Here is a 12,725-nt window from a genome sequence, read left to right on the forward strand (position 1 = left end):
CTTTTGGCCGATGCACTGCCTACGTCCCGTCGCGTTGGCTTGTTATAGTTCAGGCCTCTTTTCAGCCGGTAAAGGATCACTGCCATGTCGCAATACCAAGCGTTCAGCGTCGAACTTGCAGACAACATCGCCCACGTGCAGATCAACCGGCCGGAAAAGATCAATTCGATGAACGCCGCGTTCTGGAGCGAGATCATCGAGATCTTCCAATGGATCGATGACACCGACGAGGCACGGGTGGTGGTGCTGAGCGGGGCCGGCAAACATTTTTCATCGGGGATAGACCTGATGATGCTGGCCGGCGTGGCCAACGAAATGGGCAAGGACGTGGGCCGCAATGCGCGCCTGTTGCGACGCAAGATCCTGCAACTGCAAGCCTCGTTCAACGCCGTCGACAACTGCCGCAAACCCGTGCTGGCGGCGATCCAGGGCTATTGCCTGGGCGGTGCCATCGACCTGATCGCGGCCTGCGACATGCGCTACGCAGCCGAGGACGCCCAGTTCTCGATCAAGGAAATCGATATCGGCATGGCCGCCGATGTTGGCACGTTGCAACGCTTGCCCCGGATCATCGGGGACGGCATGCTGCGTGAACTCGCTTATACGGGGCGTACCTTCGGGGCCGACGAAGCGCGCAGCATTGGCCTGGTCAACCGTGTCTACAGCGACGCGGCCGGCTTGCTCGACGGCGTGATGGGCATTGCCCGGGAGATCGCCGCCAAGTCGCCGATCGCCGTGACCGGCACCAAGGAAATGATCAGCTACATGCGCGACCACCGCATCGACGACGGGCTGGAGTATGTCGCCACGTGGAACGCCGCCATGTTGCAATCGACCGACCTGCGCGTGGCCATGGCCGCCCATATGAGCAAACAGAAACCCGAATTTCTGGATTGACTGACCATGATTTCACGCTGGACCACCGCAGTAATCGACACCGAACTTCCTGGCGGCTGGGCTGTGGCCCGAAGCCCGGAAGGCTTTCTGTTCGATGACAACGGCGCACTGTTTCCCCGCGAATGGCTCAAGCGCCAGGACCTGTCGATCCTTGCCGAACACGGTATCGGTCACCTGGATGGCGAGCCGGTGTACCTGCTGGAGTTGCAGGGCACGCAGGAGATAGCAGGGTGCAACTGGAAGGGCCTGCGGGCGTTCATGCTCGAGGATGACCACACGCTCTACAAGGTGTTGGGCTATGCGGCGCAGATCGGCACCTGGGCCCGCGAGCATCGATTCTGTGGCAGTTGCGGCAAGCGCATGAGCCAGGTCCCACGGGAACGCGCCATGTACTGTGATGCCTGCGACTTGCGCCACTACCCGCGGATTTCGCCGAGCATGATCGTGTTGATCACTCGCGGCGATGAGGTCCTGCTCGCGCGTTCGCCGCGTTTCGTCAGCGGTGTCTACAGCACCCTGGCGGGGTTCGCCGAGCCTGGTGAGTCCGCCGAGGACTGCCTGGTGCGGGAAGTGCGCGAAGAAGTCAGCGTCGAGGTGAAGAACATCCAGTACGTGGGCAGCCAGTGCTGGCCGTTCCCCCATTCGATGATGCTGGGTTTCCACGCCGAGTACGCCAGTGGCGACATCGTGCCCCAGGAGGACGAAATCGAGGACGCCCAGTGGTTCAACGTGCACAACCTGCCACCGCTGCCGGCCTCGCGCTCCATCGCGCGCTACCTGATCGACCTCTACGTGGCTCGTCGTCTAGGCCATGCTGAACCAGTGCTGCCAGGCTAGACGCACCGTCAGGCCCAACACCACGGTGATGAACACCGGCCGGATGAACTTCGCGCCGCCGCTGATGGCGGTGCGAGCCCCGAAGAACGCCCCGGTCATCACCGACAGACCCATGCTCAGGCCAATGACCCAGTCCACTTGCCCGGAAAAGATGAACACCGACAGTGCGGCAATGTTGCTGACGAAGTTCATGCTACGCGCCACGCCGCTGGCCTTGACCAGGTCGATGGGGTAGAGCAGCAGGCTGCTGACCGTCCAGAACGCGCCCGTACCGGGACCGGCGACACCGTCGTAGAAACCCAGGCTGAAGCCTTGGGGTGCTTGCCAGGTCTTCTTGATCGGGGCGTCGCTGTCCAGCGGGGCCTTGGGCGTGCCGCCAAACAACAGGTACAGGCCACAGGCGAAGACGATCACCGGCAGCATCTTGTTCAGCCATTCGGCGGGCAGGTAATGGGCGACGACCGCCCCAACCAAGGCCCCGATCAGCGTGCCGACCAGGGCGTGGGTCCATTGCCGGGGATGAAACAGCTTGCGCCGGTAGAAGGTGAAACTGGCCGTAGCCGAGCCAAAGGTCGAGCTCAGTTTGTTGGTGCCCAGGACCAGGTGCGGTGGTAGGCCCGCCGTCAACAGCGCCGGGGTGGTCAACAGGCCGCCACCGCCGGCAATGGCATCGATGAAACCGGCAAGGAACGCGACAAGAATCAGGATAGCGAGGGTAGTGAGGTCAACGCTGAGTTCAAAAGGCATGGAATCGGCTTATTCGGCGAGTGGCCGAAGGGTTGCGGGGGAGGCCGGTATGTTACCGGCAATGACCCTGGGCCGCGACTGTCAGTGACGGATCGGTGGCGTGGGAGCTTGCTCCCGCTTGAGTGCGCAACGCTCATAAACAGGTCTGCTGCGCAGCCCAGCGGGAGCAAGCTCCCTCGCCACGGACATCAACCGCCGAGTGAATCATCAGGCACGGAAATCAGCTCGACGCCAATTTTTTTTTGAAATCAAGGGGTTGTCAGCTTTGGGAAATGAGTACATAATTGCGCCCATCGAACGCACTGGGACGTAAAAAATCTCAATGTTTTCAAGGAGATAGCGCTTTTAAAAAGCCTGTTTTCCTGATCAGGTTTGTACGCGGTTGATGTGGCTGTATTGCATCGAACGTTTTGAGGCCGAATAGCAAAATGGTTATGCAGTGGATTGCAAATCCACCTACGCCGGTTCGATTCCGACTTCGGCCTCCACTTTTAAAAAGCTCTGTAGATTCATGATCTACAGAGCTTTTTTGTTTACGGAGCAGGGAAAGGTTTTGTCTTGAAAAGGACATGAGCAACCTTGCTTCGCCGGGGAGGGATGTATATATTCCCCCTCTTGTTGCACCCGCCTCGATCCTGGCAGATCCCCATCTTGCCAGCCTTTCAAGGCTACACCGCGCTACCGCCCGAATGGCGAAACTGGTAGACGCATGGGACTTAAAATCCCCCGCTCGTAAGGGCGTGCCGGTTCGATTCCGGCTTCGGGCACCATATAAAACAAGGGTTTGCAGGCGAAAGCTAATGCAAACCCTTGTTCATTTCCGGTCCGTAATAATGGGCGCTGGCGGCGGACACTGTCCCCCTTGAGCCATACAGCAAAGATTCGGAAAGACTGAAAAAACAAAGGGTTGCATGAACTACTTCATGCAACCCTTTTTGTTTGCGCCTCATGCGTGCAACCGCTCGCTACAACCGCCGCCGAAACGCCTCGAGGATCTCCCGGGTGCCCTTTTTCATCTGCAAGTGAGCCACCGCGTCCAAAGGCTGCCAGAGGCAGTCGCTGATTTCATTCTGTGGCCGGGCGGCGCGCAGGTCGGCCACCGAGGCTTCAAACACGTGGTGTACGGTGTCGCCATCGCTGAGGCGCATCAGGTAGAGCAGGTTCTCGGCGTCCAGCCCGGTTTCTTCGGCAAGTTCCCGGATGGCGGCGCTGGCGTGGGTTTCACCGCGCTCGACCGTGCCGCCCGGTAGGGCCCATCGACTGTTGGGTTTACGCACCAACAAAACGTGGCGGTCTTCCTCGCAGATGACGGTCGCTCGTATCTTCATGGCCTGCTCAATCAGTGACTGTCATTAAAATGAAATATAACTGAAATATTTGAATCTGACATCGCGTAGTGGCCTTTTGGGGTCTGTTCAGTTGACCGCGGCCAGGCGGGAAACGTTTAACTTCAATTTCTCCGCCGAGGCCCTTATCTGCCTATCGACCGGTCATCGCCTAAAATGAATCAGATTGAAAAAAAGGCATCCATGTTGTGGATACCGACCCCACGCACAGGGGAGAGAGAAGAGATGACCACTGTCGAAGACTTTAAAGTCAGGTCCCAAGAACTGCTGGTAGAACTCGACACGGCCACATCTGAAATGATGTCGCTCATTGGTGCCCATCAGATGGCTGGATCGGCCTGGGACGCAGCAGTCCAGCGCCAGCATGAAGCCTATGAGCGCTGGGTGGCCTATCTGAACGAGCGTCTGTAGGAATGGCCCGGCAGATTGTTTGAACGGACCCTGTGCCGTTGTGCCTAATCCCTTACACGGACATCACGAGGATTGGGCCATGTCTGAATTAGCCAGTTATTTCTGGATTGCCGTCGCGGTGCTGTTGCTGCTCGTGGACCTGTGGGCCATCGTCAGCGTGTTTCGCAGCGACAAGTCGGCGGGCACCAAGGCCGGCTGGGCGCTGCTGCTGATCATCCTGCCAGTGCTGGGCCTGGTTATTTGGGGTGTGGCCGGGCCACGGGGGATCAAGGAAGGCCCGTCGTCGCCGGAGCACAGCAAAGGGTAGCGTACGGCACGCCCAGTCACGGCAATGTCGGCGGCCTCGGGTGGGTCACCGTCCCATGGCGCGTTGCAAGAAAAGCCTCTCAGCGAAATTTCGGCAATGGCCGTTCGACGGGCTTGAGGGACGTCAGCGCGCTCTGGATCGACGGGGCGTCCTTGTCGATCTCGTTGAGCCGGTCGCGGATCCGCACGGCGGCGGGATGCCCGCCCTGGTGGTCGACCCAGTCGGCGATTTCCTTGCAGGCCGCCGTCAGGCGTGCCTGGCGAGATTCGAGCAGGGTGAGCAGGGTGGTGATGGACTCTTTTTCCGACATGTCACACCTCCATACAAAGTGGATGGGCAGCAGCAAACCCGCCAGGGAGGCGGGTCGTACCGTTCATTGAGCGTAGTCGAGTTATTGCGGATCTGTCGAAATCCGGCGCCCGGCTGGACAGTCGGTGCGCCGGTCTACAGGTTCAGTGAATCAGCCGGACTCCTTGACCCAAGTGGGCGCGACGCTTGCGCGCCAGTGTACGTCAGTGATGCCGTACTTTTCCGCCATGGGTTTTGACACCCGCTTGACCTTTTCCCGTCCAAACTTGGGTATACGCCCGACACCCGCATCGCAACTGGCCCAATGCCAAGCTTCGGAGTTATTCATCACCTCGGCGCGGATGATGAATGACTTAGGCTCGCCATGGAGCATGTAGTCGATGATGTAAAGCGATGGCCCGCCCATAAATCCTCCCTAATTAGTCCTATACGGATGGATACGGCGTCGCGCGGAAAATTCCATCGGATTTCCAGACGGTCAAATTGGGACCGGCCAGCCGCGCATGCCACCCAAGCAACCAGGGACAAGCGCACAGTACTCGCGGCCTGGAACCAAACCCGGTTAACCTTCTCCAAGGTGAGCTTCGTCACCGTGGGCCAGGGATTCAAGGCAGGGCAGTGCGGTATTACTCTTTAAGGCAAAACATGAACATCATCGCCAGGGCGCTGGTCATTGCAGGCCTCGCCGTCGGTGTGTCGGGATGCATCGGTCCGCCCATCGAACTGACCCCGCAAACCGAGCAACGCTTGCGTGAACAGCCACCGATCCGCTTCCTCCTGACCTTTGATGATGGCCCCAGTGCTTCGTCGTTCTGGAACCCCAGCCAGGAGGTGCTCGACGCCCTGGCCCAGAACCCCGTGCAACCCGGGATCAAGGCGGTGTTTTTCCTGCAGACCCGGGCGGCACGGGCGGGCAACAGTCATATCGGGCGCTCGGTGATGCACCGTGAACAGCGCGAAGGCCACGTGTTGGCCTTCCACACGGCGACGCACTGGCACACCAATCACCGCTTCCTGAGCCCTGATGAGTTGGAGCAGTCGCTCGTCGACGGCGGCAACGATATTGCCGGCATCAGCGGTGCGACACCGCGCCTGGTGAGGCCACCGTTCTGGAGCTACGACCGGCGAACCTTTGCCGCCTACCAGCGCCATGGCATGCACGTGCTGTTGACCGACCTGAGCGCCAACGATGGCAAGGTCTGGGGCATCACGGCCAGCCCGCGACGGCGTATCAACCTGGTCCGCCAGCTCTCCGAAGTGCGCGAGCGCATCGCCGCCGGGCAGTTGCCGGCGGTGGATGGGGTGATTCCGGTGGTGGTGACGTTTCACGACATCAACCGCTATACCGCCCGCCATGCCCGCGAGTACCTGCAAATCCTGCTCGACAGTGCCAGGGAAACCGGTGTGAGGACCGACGCCAAGCCTTTCTATGATGACCACCAGGCGCTGGAGCGAGCAGCGTTGGCGCGTACGGTGCGAAACAGCGGCCAGCCGGTGCACCTGCCCGGTTTGTGGGACTGGCTGTGGGATTCGGATGCCCATTGATGGGGCATAGGGCTGCTGCGCAGCCCGGCGGGAGCAAGCTTGCTCGATACAGATCAGTGCGGCGGCAGTTCCAGGGGAATCTCCAGGGTGAACAGGGCGCCCTGGCCTGGCCCGTCACTGTGGACATGCAGGCGCCCATTCATTTCTACCGCCGCCAGTGCGCAACTGTGCAAGCCGAACCCGTGGCCATCCTTGCGGGTAGTGAACCCGTGGTTGAAGATGCGCGACAGGTTCTCGGGGGCAATGCCCTCGCCGCAATCCTTGACACTGAAGCTCAGGGTGCCGGGGGCCAGGATGCGGATGCCCAGGGTCATTTCTCGTGGCTCGGAAATGTGCGACATGGCGAACTTGGCGTTGCTGATGAGGTTGATCAGGATCAGCAACAGCCGGTGCTTGTCCCCCAGGATCGTGGGCGTGTCCTGGTAGTCCTTGATCACCGTGACGTGGTGCCGGCTCAGGGCGCCCGAGTTCATGCGCAAGGCGTCCTCGAACAAGTCGGTGACGTGGAGGGGTTCGACCAGCCTGGCTGCTCCGGCGTAGGTTTGTTGAGTGGTGACGATTTCCTTGATGTGATCGATGCTCTTGGTCAACTGCGCCAGCTCGTCGACCAGCAACGCCTGCTCGTTCCCGATGGACTCGACCAGCTCATTGAAGTAACGCGGCAGCAATTTGCCCTTTTCATCTTCGGTGATGAAGCGGCCAAGGTCGTCGGCGTGATCATTCATCATCTTGACCGCCTTGCCCAACCCCAATGTCTTGCTGTTCTTCAACTTGCGGGTCACCAGTTCCGCCGAAATATTCACGCTATTGAGCACGTTCCCGACATTGTGCAAGACGTTCGTCGCGATCTCGGCCATACCCGCCATCCGCGCGGCGTCCATCAATTCGCGCTCGGCTTCTTTCAGCTCGCGAGTGCGTTCCTGCACCCGTTCTTCCAGGCGTTCGTTGGACGTTTGCAGGGCCTGGTTTATCTGGTTGATCACGGCGGCGCTGCGTACCAGGCGCACGGCCAGGTAGATCATCAGGATCGCCATCAGGCTGGCGCACATGGCGAGGTAGATATGGTATTGGCGGTCCGTCGCGGCTGTCCGGCGTTGTGTCTCGTTGAGCAGCTCATTGATGTTGTCCAGCTCCTGCGCTACCGGGATGACACTGATGCGGTCGAGCAGGTCATTGACGATCGGTTGTTCCTGGACGATGGCATTGACGTGCCCTGTCAACGTGATGAAGGCCGATCGATGCTGTAAAGGCAGTCGGTCGATGTAGGTGTCCAGTGCTGTGAGTTGGCTCTGCAGCTCGTTGGCTTTGTCCGCGGTGACGTAAAGCGCGTACTCCAAGGTCGTCAGGGTCAGCTCCAGGATGTTGGACGCGGCGGTCAGGCGTTCCGTCGGGCTCTCGATGTCCATATCCTTGAGCAGGGCCTGGATATCGTCCTCGGCTGTCGGCAATGCATCGAGGGCGCTGCGCAGTTGGGCGTTGTGTTGCTGGAATTGATCCACCAGCAGGGTCTTGTTCCTGACGGCATCCACGTAGCCCTGGCGTCTGGATGCCCAGAGATTCGCCAGCGGGCCGGTGCTGTTGAGGCGCTCCAACTGCTCCCAGCGGCTGTTCGCTTCAGGCGGTGGAGTCAGCGACAGGTTGTTGTTGACGCCGATTTTCTTTCTCAGGATTTTGCTGTTCCAGTTGGCATCGGCCTGTTTGAGCTGGCGAATGAAGTCACGGGACTCGAAGTAGGTCGATGAGTCGTAGGTGTAGGACTTGATCAGAAAGAATATCAGGGCAGAAAAAACAAACAGCGCCAGGGCCAGCAACGCCGGCCATTTATATTTCGCGATAAAGGTGGTCACGCTGCTCTCCTGTTCAGGGCGCTTGTCGAAGGCGTCGGTGAGTGGCCGAGGCGTGAAGAGGGTTCGCGAGGCCAGTCGGCGCGGTGGGCAGTGGGGCGGGAGGACGGCTGGAGGGATAAGCTGTGTTTGCCTGGATACACGTTGAGCTCCCTGCTAACGGTGAACAGTGTGGGTGAGTGTAGCGTTAACCAGGGGGGTGTTGTGGGCGACGGGTACGCAGCGGGAGGGAGCAGGCGCGGCCAGGACAGACCGCGCCGCAGGCGTTACTTGATGTCGATGAAGGGCAGGGCGCCGTTGGGCACCACGGTGGTTGGCAGGACGCCATTCCAGCGTTCGGCCTTGGTCAGCTCCACCAGGTTCTGGTTGCTGGCAAGCGCTTGCGCCCGAGCCTTGATGGCCTCGGCTTCGGCCTTACCGCGCAGTTCGGTGGCAAGTGCATCCGCCTTGGCCTGGGCGACTTGCGAATCGGCTTCTGCCTGGGCCTGGGTCACGCGAATCTGCGCCTGGACCTGTTCGGTGGCGAGTTGCTGTTCGCGGGTCTTGACCTGGACTTCCGCCGCCATGCGCGCTTCGATGGCCTTTTCGTAGGCATCGCTGAAGTCGATGTTCTCGACCTGGACGCTGTCGATGATCACCGGTCCGGTGATGGTCGACTTGATCGCCGTGGAAATGTCGTTGACCAACTGGACACGGTTCTGCACGGCGGCCACGGCGTTGAACTTGCCGAACACGTTTTCTACCTGGGTCGGCACCTGGCGACTGATCATGCGGTCGCGGATGCCTTCGAGGTCCTTGAACTGGGTGTAGACCTTGGCCACATCGGAGGGCGCGATGTGCCAGGAGACCGATACCTTCAATTGCGCGGACTGCTGGTCCTTGCTGTAGGCCTGGAGGTCTTCATAAGCGGTGACCTGGCTCTGTACGCTGATCAGGCGCACCGATTCGATGAAAGGGGTCTTGAACGACAGCCCCGGTTCCACCACGCCGACCAGCGCACCGTTGCGCAGCAGCACGCCGCGTTCGGTTTCGTCGACCGTGTACCAACTGCCAAAGAAGACGCATAACAGGACGACGCCGATGAGGGCGGCAACAAGAGAACCGATGGTTTTGCTGGTCACTTTTCTTTCCTTGATCACGTGGGTGGGCGATAGCGCATAAGTGGGGGCCGGCGTCCTGTTTGTCGGCGGTTTACCCAGAACGCCAGGCACAAAAAAGCCCTGAATGATCAGGGCTCTTTCGTACATGAAATGGCGGAGGCGATGGGATTCGAACTCATGGACCTGTTACAGTCGACGGTTTTCAAGACCGTTGCCTTAAACCACTCGGCCACACCTCCGTACTGCGTTGCGGGCGCCATAATACCCGAATGAAACACACTGTCAAACTCTCTACGTAGCTTGTTACAGAGCGTCTGTTATTATCCTTGCCACTGAATGTTTCAGAACCGGAGGAGTGTCGCCATGCGCGAACAGGATTACGCAGTGAACAACAGCGTGCAGGCTGAGCAGCTAGAAGTTAGCCGCGTCCTGCGCAACACATATGGCCTGCTGGCACTCACACTCGCCTTCAGCGGTGTGATGGCCTACGTCGCCCAGCAGATGCGGGTGGGTTACCCGAACATCTTCGTGGTGCTGATCGGTTTCTACGGCCTTTTCTTCCTCACCAACAAGCTCCGTGATTCGGCCTGGGGCCTGGTGTCGGCGTTTGCCCTGACCGGCTTCATGGGCTTCCTGCTCGGCCCGATCCTCAACCGCTACCTGCAGATGCAGGGCGGCGCCGAGGTGGTCAGCTCGGCCTTCGCAATGACCGCGCTGGTGTTCGGCGGCCTGTCGGCCTACGTGCTGATCTCCCGCAAGGACATGAGCTTCCTGAGCGGCTTCATCACCGCCGGTTTCTTCGTCTTGCTGGGTGCGGTCGTGGCCAGCTTCTTCTTCCAGATCAGCGGCCTGCAACTGGCGATCAGCGCCGGCTTCGTACTGTTCTCGTCGGTCTGCATCCTGTATCAGACCAGCGCGATCATCCACGGCGGCGAGCGTAACTACATCATGGCGACCATTAGCCTGTATGTATCGATCTACAACCTGTTCGTCAGCCTGCTCCAGCTGTTCGGCCTGATGGGTCGCGACGACTGATCCAATGCCGCTCGATGAGTGAGAAAGAGCCCGCTTCGGCGGGCTTTTTCTTGCCCGCAGATTGACATGCCTGTCCTGGCTCCAGCCCCGGCTTCTTGTGGAGGTAACTCGTGAGAGCGGTGCATCGCTCCCAGTAGTCCCGATATTTGGGCCATGTCTGTAGGAGTTTTACCTTCTACCGGTAGGCCTGTTCCTTTTGCGCTGAAAGACACGTTTCCATGCCTACCCGGCCCACCCCCAATACCTGATTCTGCCGCGCTCATCGAATGGCAAGGAGGCGAGCCTGACAAATGACCAGCGCTCGGCGTGCGAAGTCGCGCAGACAGTCACCCTCAACCCGGCGTGCGGGCGGACAACGCTTGAGAGCTATGCTCGAAGACTACGCCATCTCCAGCGCGGGTTTCGCCGAGGTGCTTGAGGTCAGCCCCCAATGCCTGGCGAACTGGTGCGCCCGGGGTGTACCTCAGGCGCGGCTCCCCCAATTGGCGCGCTTGTTGAGTGTAAGTGAGCGATGGCTGGCGACGGGTGAGGGCGCGCGAGCGATGGTTTATCCCTGCGGCAGCTGTGCCGTTGACGAGGCCGCACCAGGCACGTGAGTACCCTTCTAAAAAACGCCTCGGTGGTTTTCTCGCCTACGATGCGTCCCATCATGGCCAATTGCCGTAAAAAAGCGCCACCATGATGGCGACTTTGGATAAATGATCTACACCTATGGACATGGAAGCGTAGTGCCATGGGAGGCAAGAAGTGGATCGCCGAGTGACCTGCCTGACATTTTCCCCATCACGTATCTGGCCGTCGAGCGCGGTTTGCTCGTGGCTGTCTGTTGGGGCAGGGAGGCTTATCACGTCGACTCCGTAGGACCGTGAACAGGCTTTGGGCATCGTGCTGCAGCCTGATAACAGAAGGAAGCCCTGCACATCGGCCAGGAATCCGATGCGGCAGCAGGCGTTTCCCTATAAGGAGATATTGATGAACCAGCCTCAAGGAAAGATCGTTGCGTTGCTGGCCCTGGTGGGTGCGCTGTTCACCGCCAGCGTCCACGCCGGAGTCTTCCCCGATTTCGGCTACGCCCCGCCCAAGAGCGAATATTCCGGACCGCCGTTCCAGCTCAGTCAGGATTACCCGAAGGCGCCGCCGGGTGCTTCCTCGATGCCGGCATTCTTCCAGCATTTGCCCAAGACATTCTCCAATGACTTCGAAACCTGGCGTCCCTACATGGAGGAGGTGAAAAAGTACTGCCTGGAAGGCAATACCGAAATCGGCTGGAAGGTGCAAAAAAACAAGATTCGTCGCTGGTATCACATGCCTTGGCAGCATTACGGCCCCAATGGTCGTGAAGGCATCAGCGGGCTGACCAAGGAGGCACCGATCCAGCCCGGGCAGTTGGCAAGTACCCAGACCGACAGCGGGCAAACCTACGCGGTGGGGATCTATAACGACATAGGCGCCTACACCATCGGCCAGGTCTGGAAAGACCCCGACAACCCGGATCCGAGCTACACCTCCAAACCCAAGAGCTTCCCCAACGGCACGGTGGTGTGCAAGGCGCTGTTCGCTGACATAGACGTCAAGACGGTGCCGTTCCTGGCGAACCCACTGCTGTGGAAAGCCTACACCACTGAAACCTTCACCTCGACCGACCGGTCCGTCACCCAGGTCGCGCTGATCCAGATGGACATCGCCGTGCGCGATACCCGCGTCAGCGACACCGGCTGGCTGTTCGGCACCTTCCAATACAACGGCGCCGTGACCGGCAAGGCGAACTGGAACAACCTGGTGCCGGTGGGGATCATGTGGGGCAATGATCCCAAGGAGACCGGCAACGACTTCACCAATCCCAAACCGGTGGAGACCAAGATCAACCCGGCCTTGAAGCAGACTGCGATCAATGCCAACACCCAGGAACTGCCACCGACCCACCTGGGTTGGAACGGACGGCTCAACGGGCCGGTGGACAATCCGCAGGCGTCTTGCCTGAGTTGCCACATGACGGCCGAGTACCAACAACTGGCGCTCATGAACCCTACGTTCCAGGCCAACCCGCCCCCGGTGGGCGGTGACGAGTGGATGAAGTGGTTCCAGAACATCCCGGCCGGTCAACCGTTCAGCCCAGGCACGCAAAGCACTGACTACAGCCTGCAACTGTCCGGGGCCCTGGCCAACTTCTATGACTGGAAGTGCAACCACAGCGGCGTCTATGCCGATGGCGTCAATGCCTGCACCAAGCTCCAGACGCTCAAGCTGATCAAGGCGAGCAATGCGCCTGAGGACGAAGTGCACAAAGTGCAACGCAGTCCCGAACTGGAAGAGCTCGAGTAACGCCCCTTACCGGCCTCGGATCATC

13 protein-coding genes and 3 tRNA genes are annotated in these 12,725 nt (G+C 59.9%); 9 read left to right on the forward strand and 7 right to left on the reverse strand.

Annotation, left to right across the window (positions count from 1 at the left end; genetic code table 11):
- Positions 1-84: 84 nt before the first annotated feature.
- Positions 85-897, forward strand: coding sequence for a crotonase/enoyl-CoA hydratase family protein (locus KI241_RS12235; protein WP_042731999.1), 813 nt, complete (start codon positions 85-87; stop codon positions 895-897).
- Positions 898-903: 6 nt separating this feature from the next.
- Entirely contained in the window at positions 904-1,734 is an 831-nt protein-coding gene (gene nudC, locus KI241_RS12240) for an NAD(+) diphosphatase (RefSeq protein WP_042731998.1), read from the forward strand.
- On the opposite strand, the gene KI241_RS12245 is transcribed toward nudC, so the two are convergent.
- Complete coding sequence (locus KI241_RS12245; RefSeq protein ID WP_042731997.1) at positions 1,702-2,481, reverse strand: TSUP family transporter; 780 nt, start codon at positions 2,479-2,481, stop codon at positions 1,702-1,704. The two genes, nudC and KI241_RS12245, sit on opposite strands and share 33 nt — an antisense overlap.
- Positions 2,482-2,895: 414 nt before the next feature.
- Between KI241_RS12245 and KI241_RS12250 the strand changes: the two genes are divergently transcribed.
- Positions 2,896-2,969, forward strand: a tRNA-Cys gene (locus tag KI241_RS12250).
- A 195-nt stretch (positions 2,970-3,164) separates the two neighbouring features.
- Positions 3,165-3,251, forward strand: a tRNA-Leu gene (locus KI241_RS12255).
- 195 nt (positions 3,252-3,446) lie between these two features.
- Here KI241_RS12255 and KI241_RS12260 read toward each other — a convergent pair.
- Positions 3,447-3,809, reverse strand: coding sequence for an NUDIX domain-containing protein (locus tag KI241_RS12260; RefSeq protein ID WP_042731643.1), 363 nt, complete (start codon positions 3,807-3,809; stop codon positions 3,447-3,449).
- Positions 3,810-4,052: 243 nt separating this feature from the next.
- On the opposite strand from KI241_RS12260, the gene KI241_RS12265 reads away from it, so the two are divergent.
- Positions 4,053-4,238: a hypothetical protein gene (locus KI241_RS12265; RefSeq protein WP_042731644.1), complete on the forward strand. Its 186-nt coding sequence runs from the start codon at positions 4,053-4,055 to the stop codon at positions 4,236-4,238.
- Positions 4,239-4,317: 79 nt separating this feature from the next.
- Positions 4,318-4,545: a PLD nuclease N-terminal domain-containing protein gene (locus KI241_RS12270; RefSeq protein WP_042731642.1), complete on the forward strand. Its 228-nt coding sequence runs from the start codon at positions 4,318-4,320 to the stop codon at positions 4,543-4,545.
- Positions 4,546-4,624: 79 nt separating this feature from the next.
- Here KI241_RS12270 and KI241_RS12275 read toward each other — a convergent pair whose 3' ends face one another.
- Positions 4,625-4,855 (reverse strand): hypothetical protein, encoded by a 231-nt coding sequence (locus KI241_RS12275; RefSeq protein WP_042731641.1) that lies wholly within the window; start codon positions 4,853-4,855, stop codon positions 4,625-4,627.
- Positions 4,856-5,005: 150 nt separating this feature from the next.
- Positions 5,006-5,260 carry a DUF6555 family protein gene (locus tag KI241_RS12280; RefSeq protein WP_042731640.1) on the reverse strand — a complete coding sequence of 85 codons (255 nt, stop codon included), beginning with the start codon at positions 5,258-5,260 and terminating at the stop codon, positions 5,006-5,008.
- 239 nt (positions 5,261-5,499) lie between these two features.
- On the opposite strand from KI241_RS12280, the gene KI241_RS12285 reads away from it, so the two are divergent.
- The gene (locus KI241_RS12285; protein WP_042731639.1) at positions 5,500-6,399 is read left to right on the forward strand and encodes a polysaccharide deacetylase family protein; all 900 of its coding nucleotides are present in this window, start codon (positions 5,500-5,502) and stop codon (positions 6,397-6,399) included.
- A gap of 53 nt (positions 6,400-6,452) precedes the next feature.
- Here KI241_RS12285 and KI241_RS12290 read toward each other — a convergent pair whose 3' ends face one another.
- From KI241_RS12290 to KI241_RS12300, 3 genes are all read right to left on the reverse strand, one after another.
- Positions 6,453-8,246, reverse strand: coding sequence for a DAHL domain-containing protein (locus tag KI241_RS12290; RefSeq protein WP_212803757.1), 1,794 nt, complete (start codon positions 8,244-8,246; stop codon positions 6,453-6,455).
- A 263-nt stretch (positions 8,247-8,509) separates the two neighbouring features.
- Positions 8,510-9,364 (reverse strand): prohibitin family protein, encoded by an 855-nt coding sequence (locus tag KI241_RS12295; RefSeq protein ID WP_042731637.1) that lies wholly within the window; start codon positions 9,362-9,364, stop codon positions 8,510-8,512.
- Between the two features lie 130 nt (positions 9,365-9,494).
- Positions 9,495-9,582 (reverse strand) — tRNA-Ser (locus KI241_RS12300).
- A gap of 124 nt (positions 9,583-9,706) precedes the next feature.
- Here KI241_RS12300 and KI241_RS12305 point away from each other — a divergent pair.
- Both KI241_RS12305 and KI241_RS12310 read left to right on the forward strand, forming a co-directional pair.
- Positions 9,707-10,378 carry a Bax inhibitor-1/YccA family protein gene (locus tag KI241_RS12305; protein ID WP_030142533.1) on the forward strand — a complete coding sequence of 224 codons (672 nt, stop codon included), beginning with the start codon at positions 9,707-9,709 and terminating at the stop codon, positions 10,376-10,378.
- Positions 10,379-11,350: 972 nt separating this feature from the next.
- Entirely contained in the window at positions 11,351-12,700 is a 1,350-nt protein-coding gene (locus KI241_RS12310; protein ID WP_212803758.1) for a hypothetical protein, read from the forward strand.
- The last annotated feature ends 25 nt before the right edge of the window (positions 12,701-12,725 follow it).

It is taken from the genome of Pseudomonas sp. Cab53 (assembly GCF_018325965.1).
Classification (GTDB): Bacteria; Pseudomonadota; Gammaproteobacteria; order Pseudomonadales; family Pseudomonadaceae; genus Aquipseudomonas; species Aquipseudomonas chlororaphis_E.

Coding starts and splice junctions, on each gene's coding strand:
- KI241_RS12275 (WP_042731641.1), bottom strand. CDS start 4,855: ATGTCGGAAAAAGAGTCCATCACCACCCTGCTCACCCTGCTCGAATCT.
- KI241_RS12270 (WP_042731642.1), top strand. CDS start 4,318: ATGTCTGAATTAGCCAGTTATTTCTGGATTGCCGTCGCGGTGCTGTTG.
- KI241_RS12280 (WP_042731640.1), bottom strand. CDS start 5,260: ATGGGCGGGCCATCGCTTTACATCATCGACTACATGCTCCATGGCGAG.
- KI241_RS12310 (WP_212803758.1), top strand. CDS start 11,351: ATGAACCAGCCTCAAGGAAAGATCGTTGCGTTGCTGGCCCTGGTGGGT.
- KI241_RS12265 (WP_042731644.1), top strand. CDS start 4,053: ATGACCACTGTCGAAGACTTTAAAGTCAGGTCCCAAGAACTGCTGGTA.
- KI241_RS12305 (WP_030142533.1), top strand. CDS start 9,707: ATGCGCGAACAGGATTACGCAGTGAACAACAGCGTGCAGGCTGAGCAG.
- KI241_RS12260 (WP_042731643.1), bottom strand. CDS start 3,809: ATGAAGATACGAGCGACCGTCATCTGCGAGGAAGACCGCCACGTTTTG.
- KI241_RS12235 (WP_042731999.1), top strand. CDS start 85: ATGTCGCAATACCAAGCGTTCAGCGTCGAACTTGCAGACAACATCGCC.
- KI241_RS12285 (WP_042731639.1), top strand. CDS start 5,500: ATGAACATCATCGCCAGGGCGCTGGTCATTGCAGGCCTCGCCGTCGGT.
- nudC (WP_042731998.1), top strand. CDS start 904: ATGATTTCACGCTGGACCACCGCAGTAATCGACACCGAACTTCCTGGC.
- KI241_RS12245 (WP_042731997.1), bottom strand. CDS start 2,481: ATGCCTTTTGAACTCAGCGTTGACCTCACTACCCTCGCTATCCTGATT.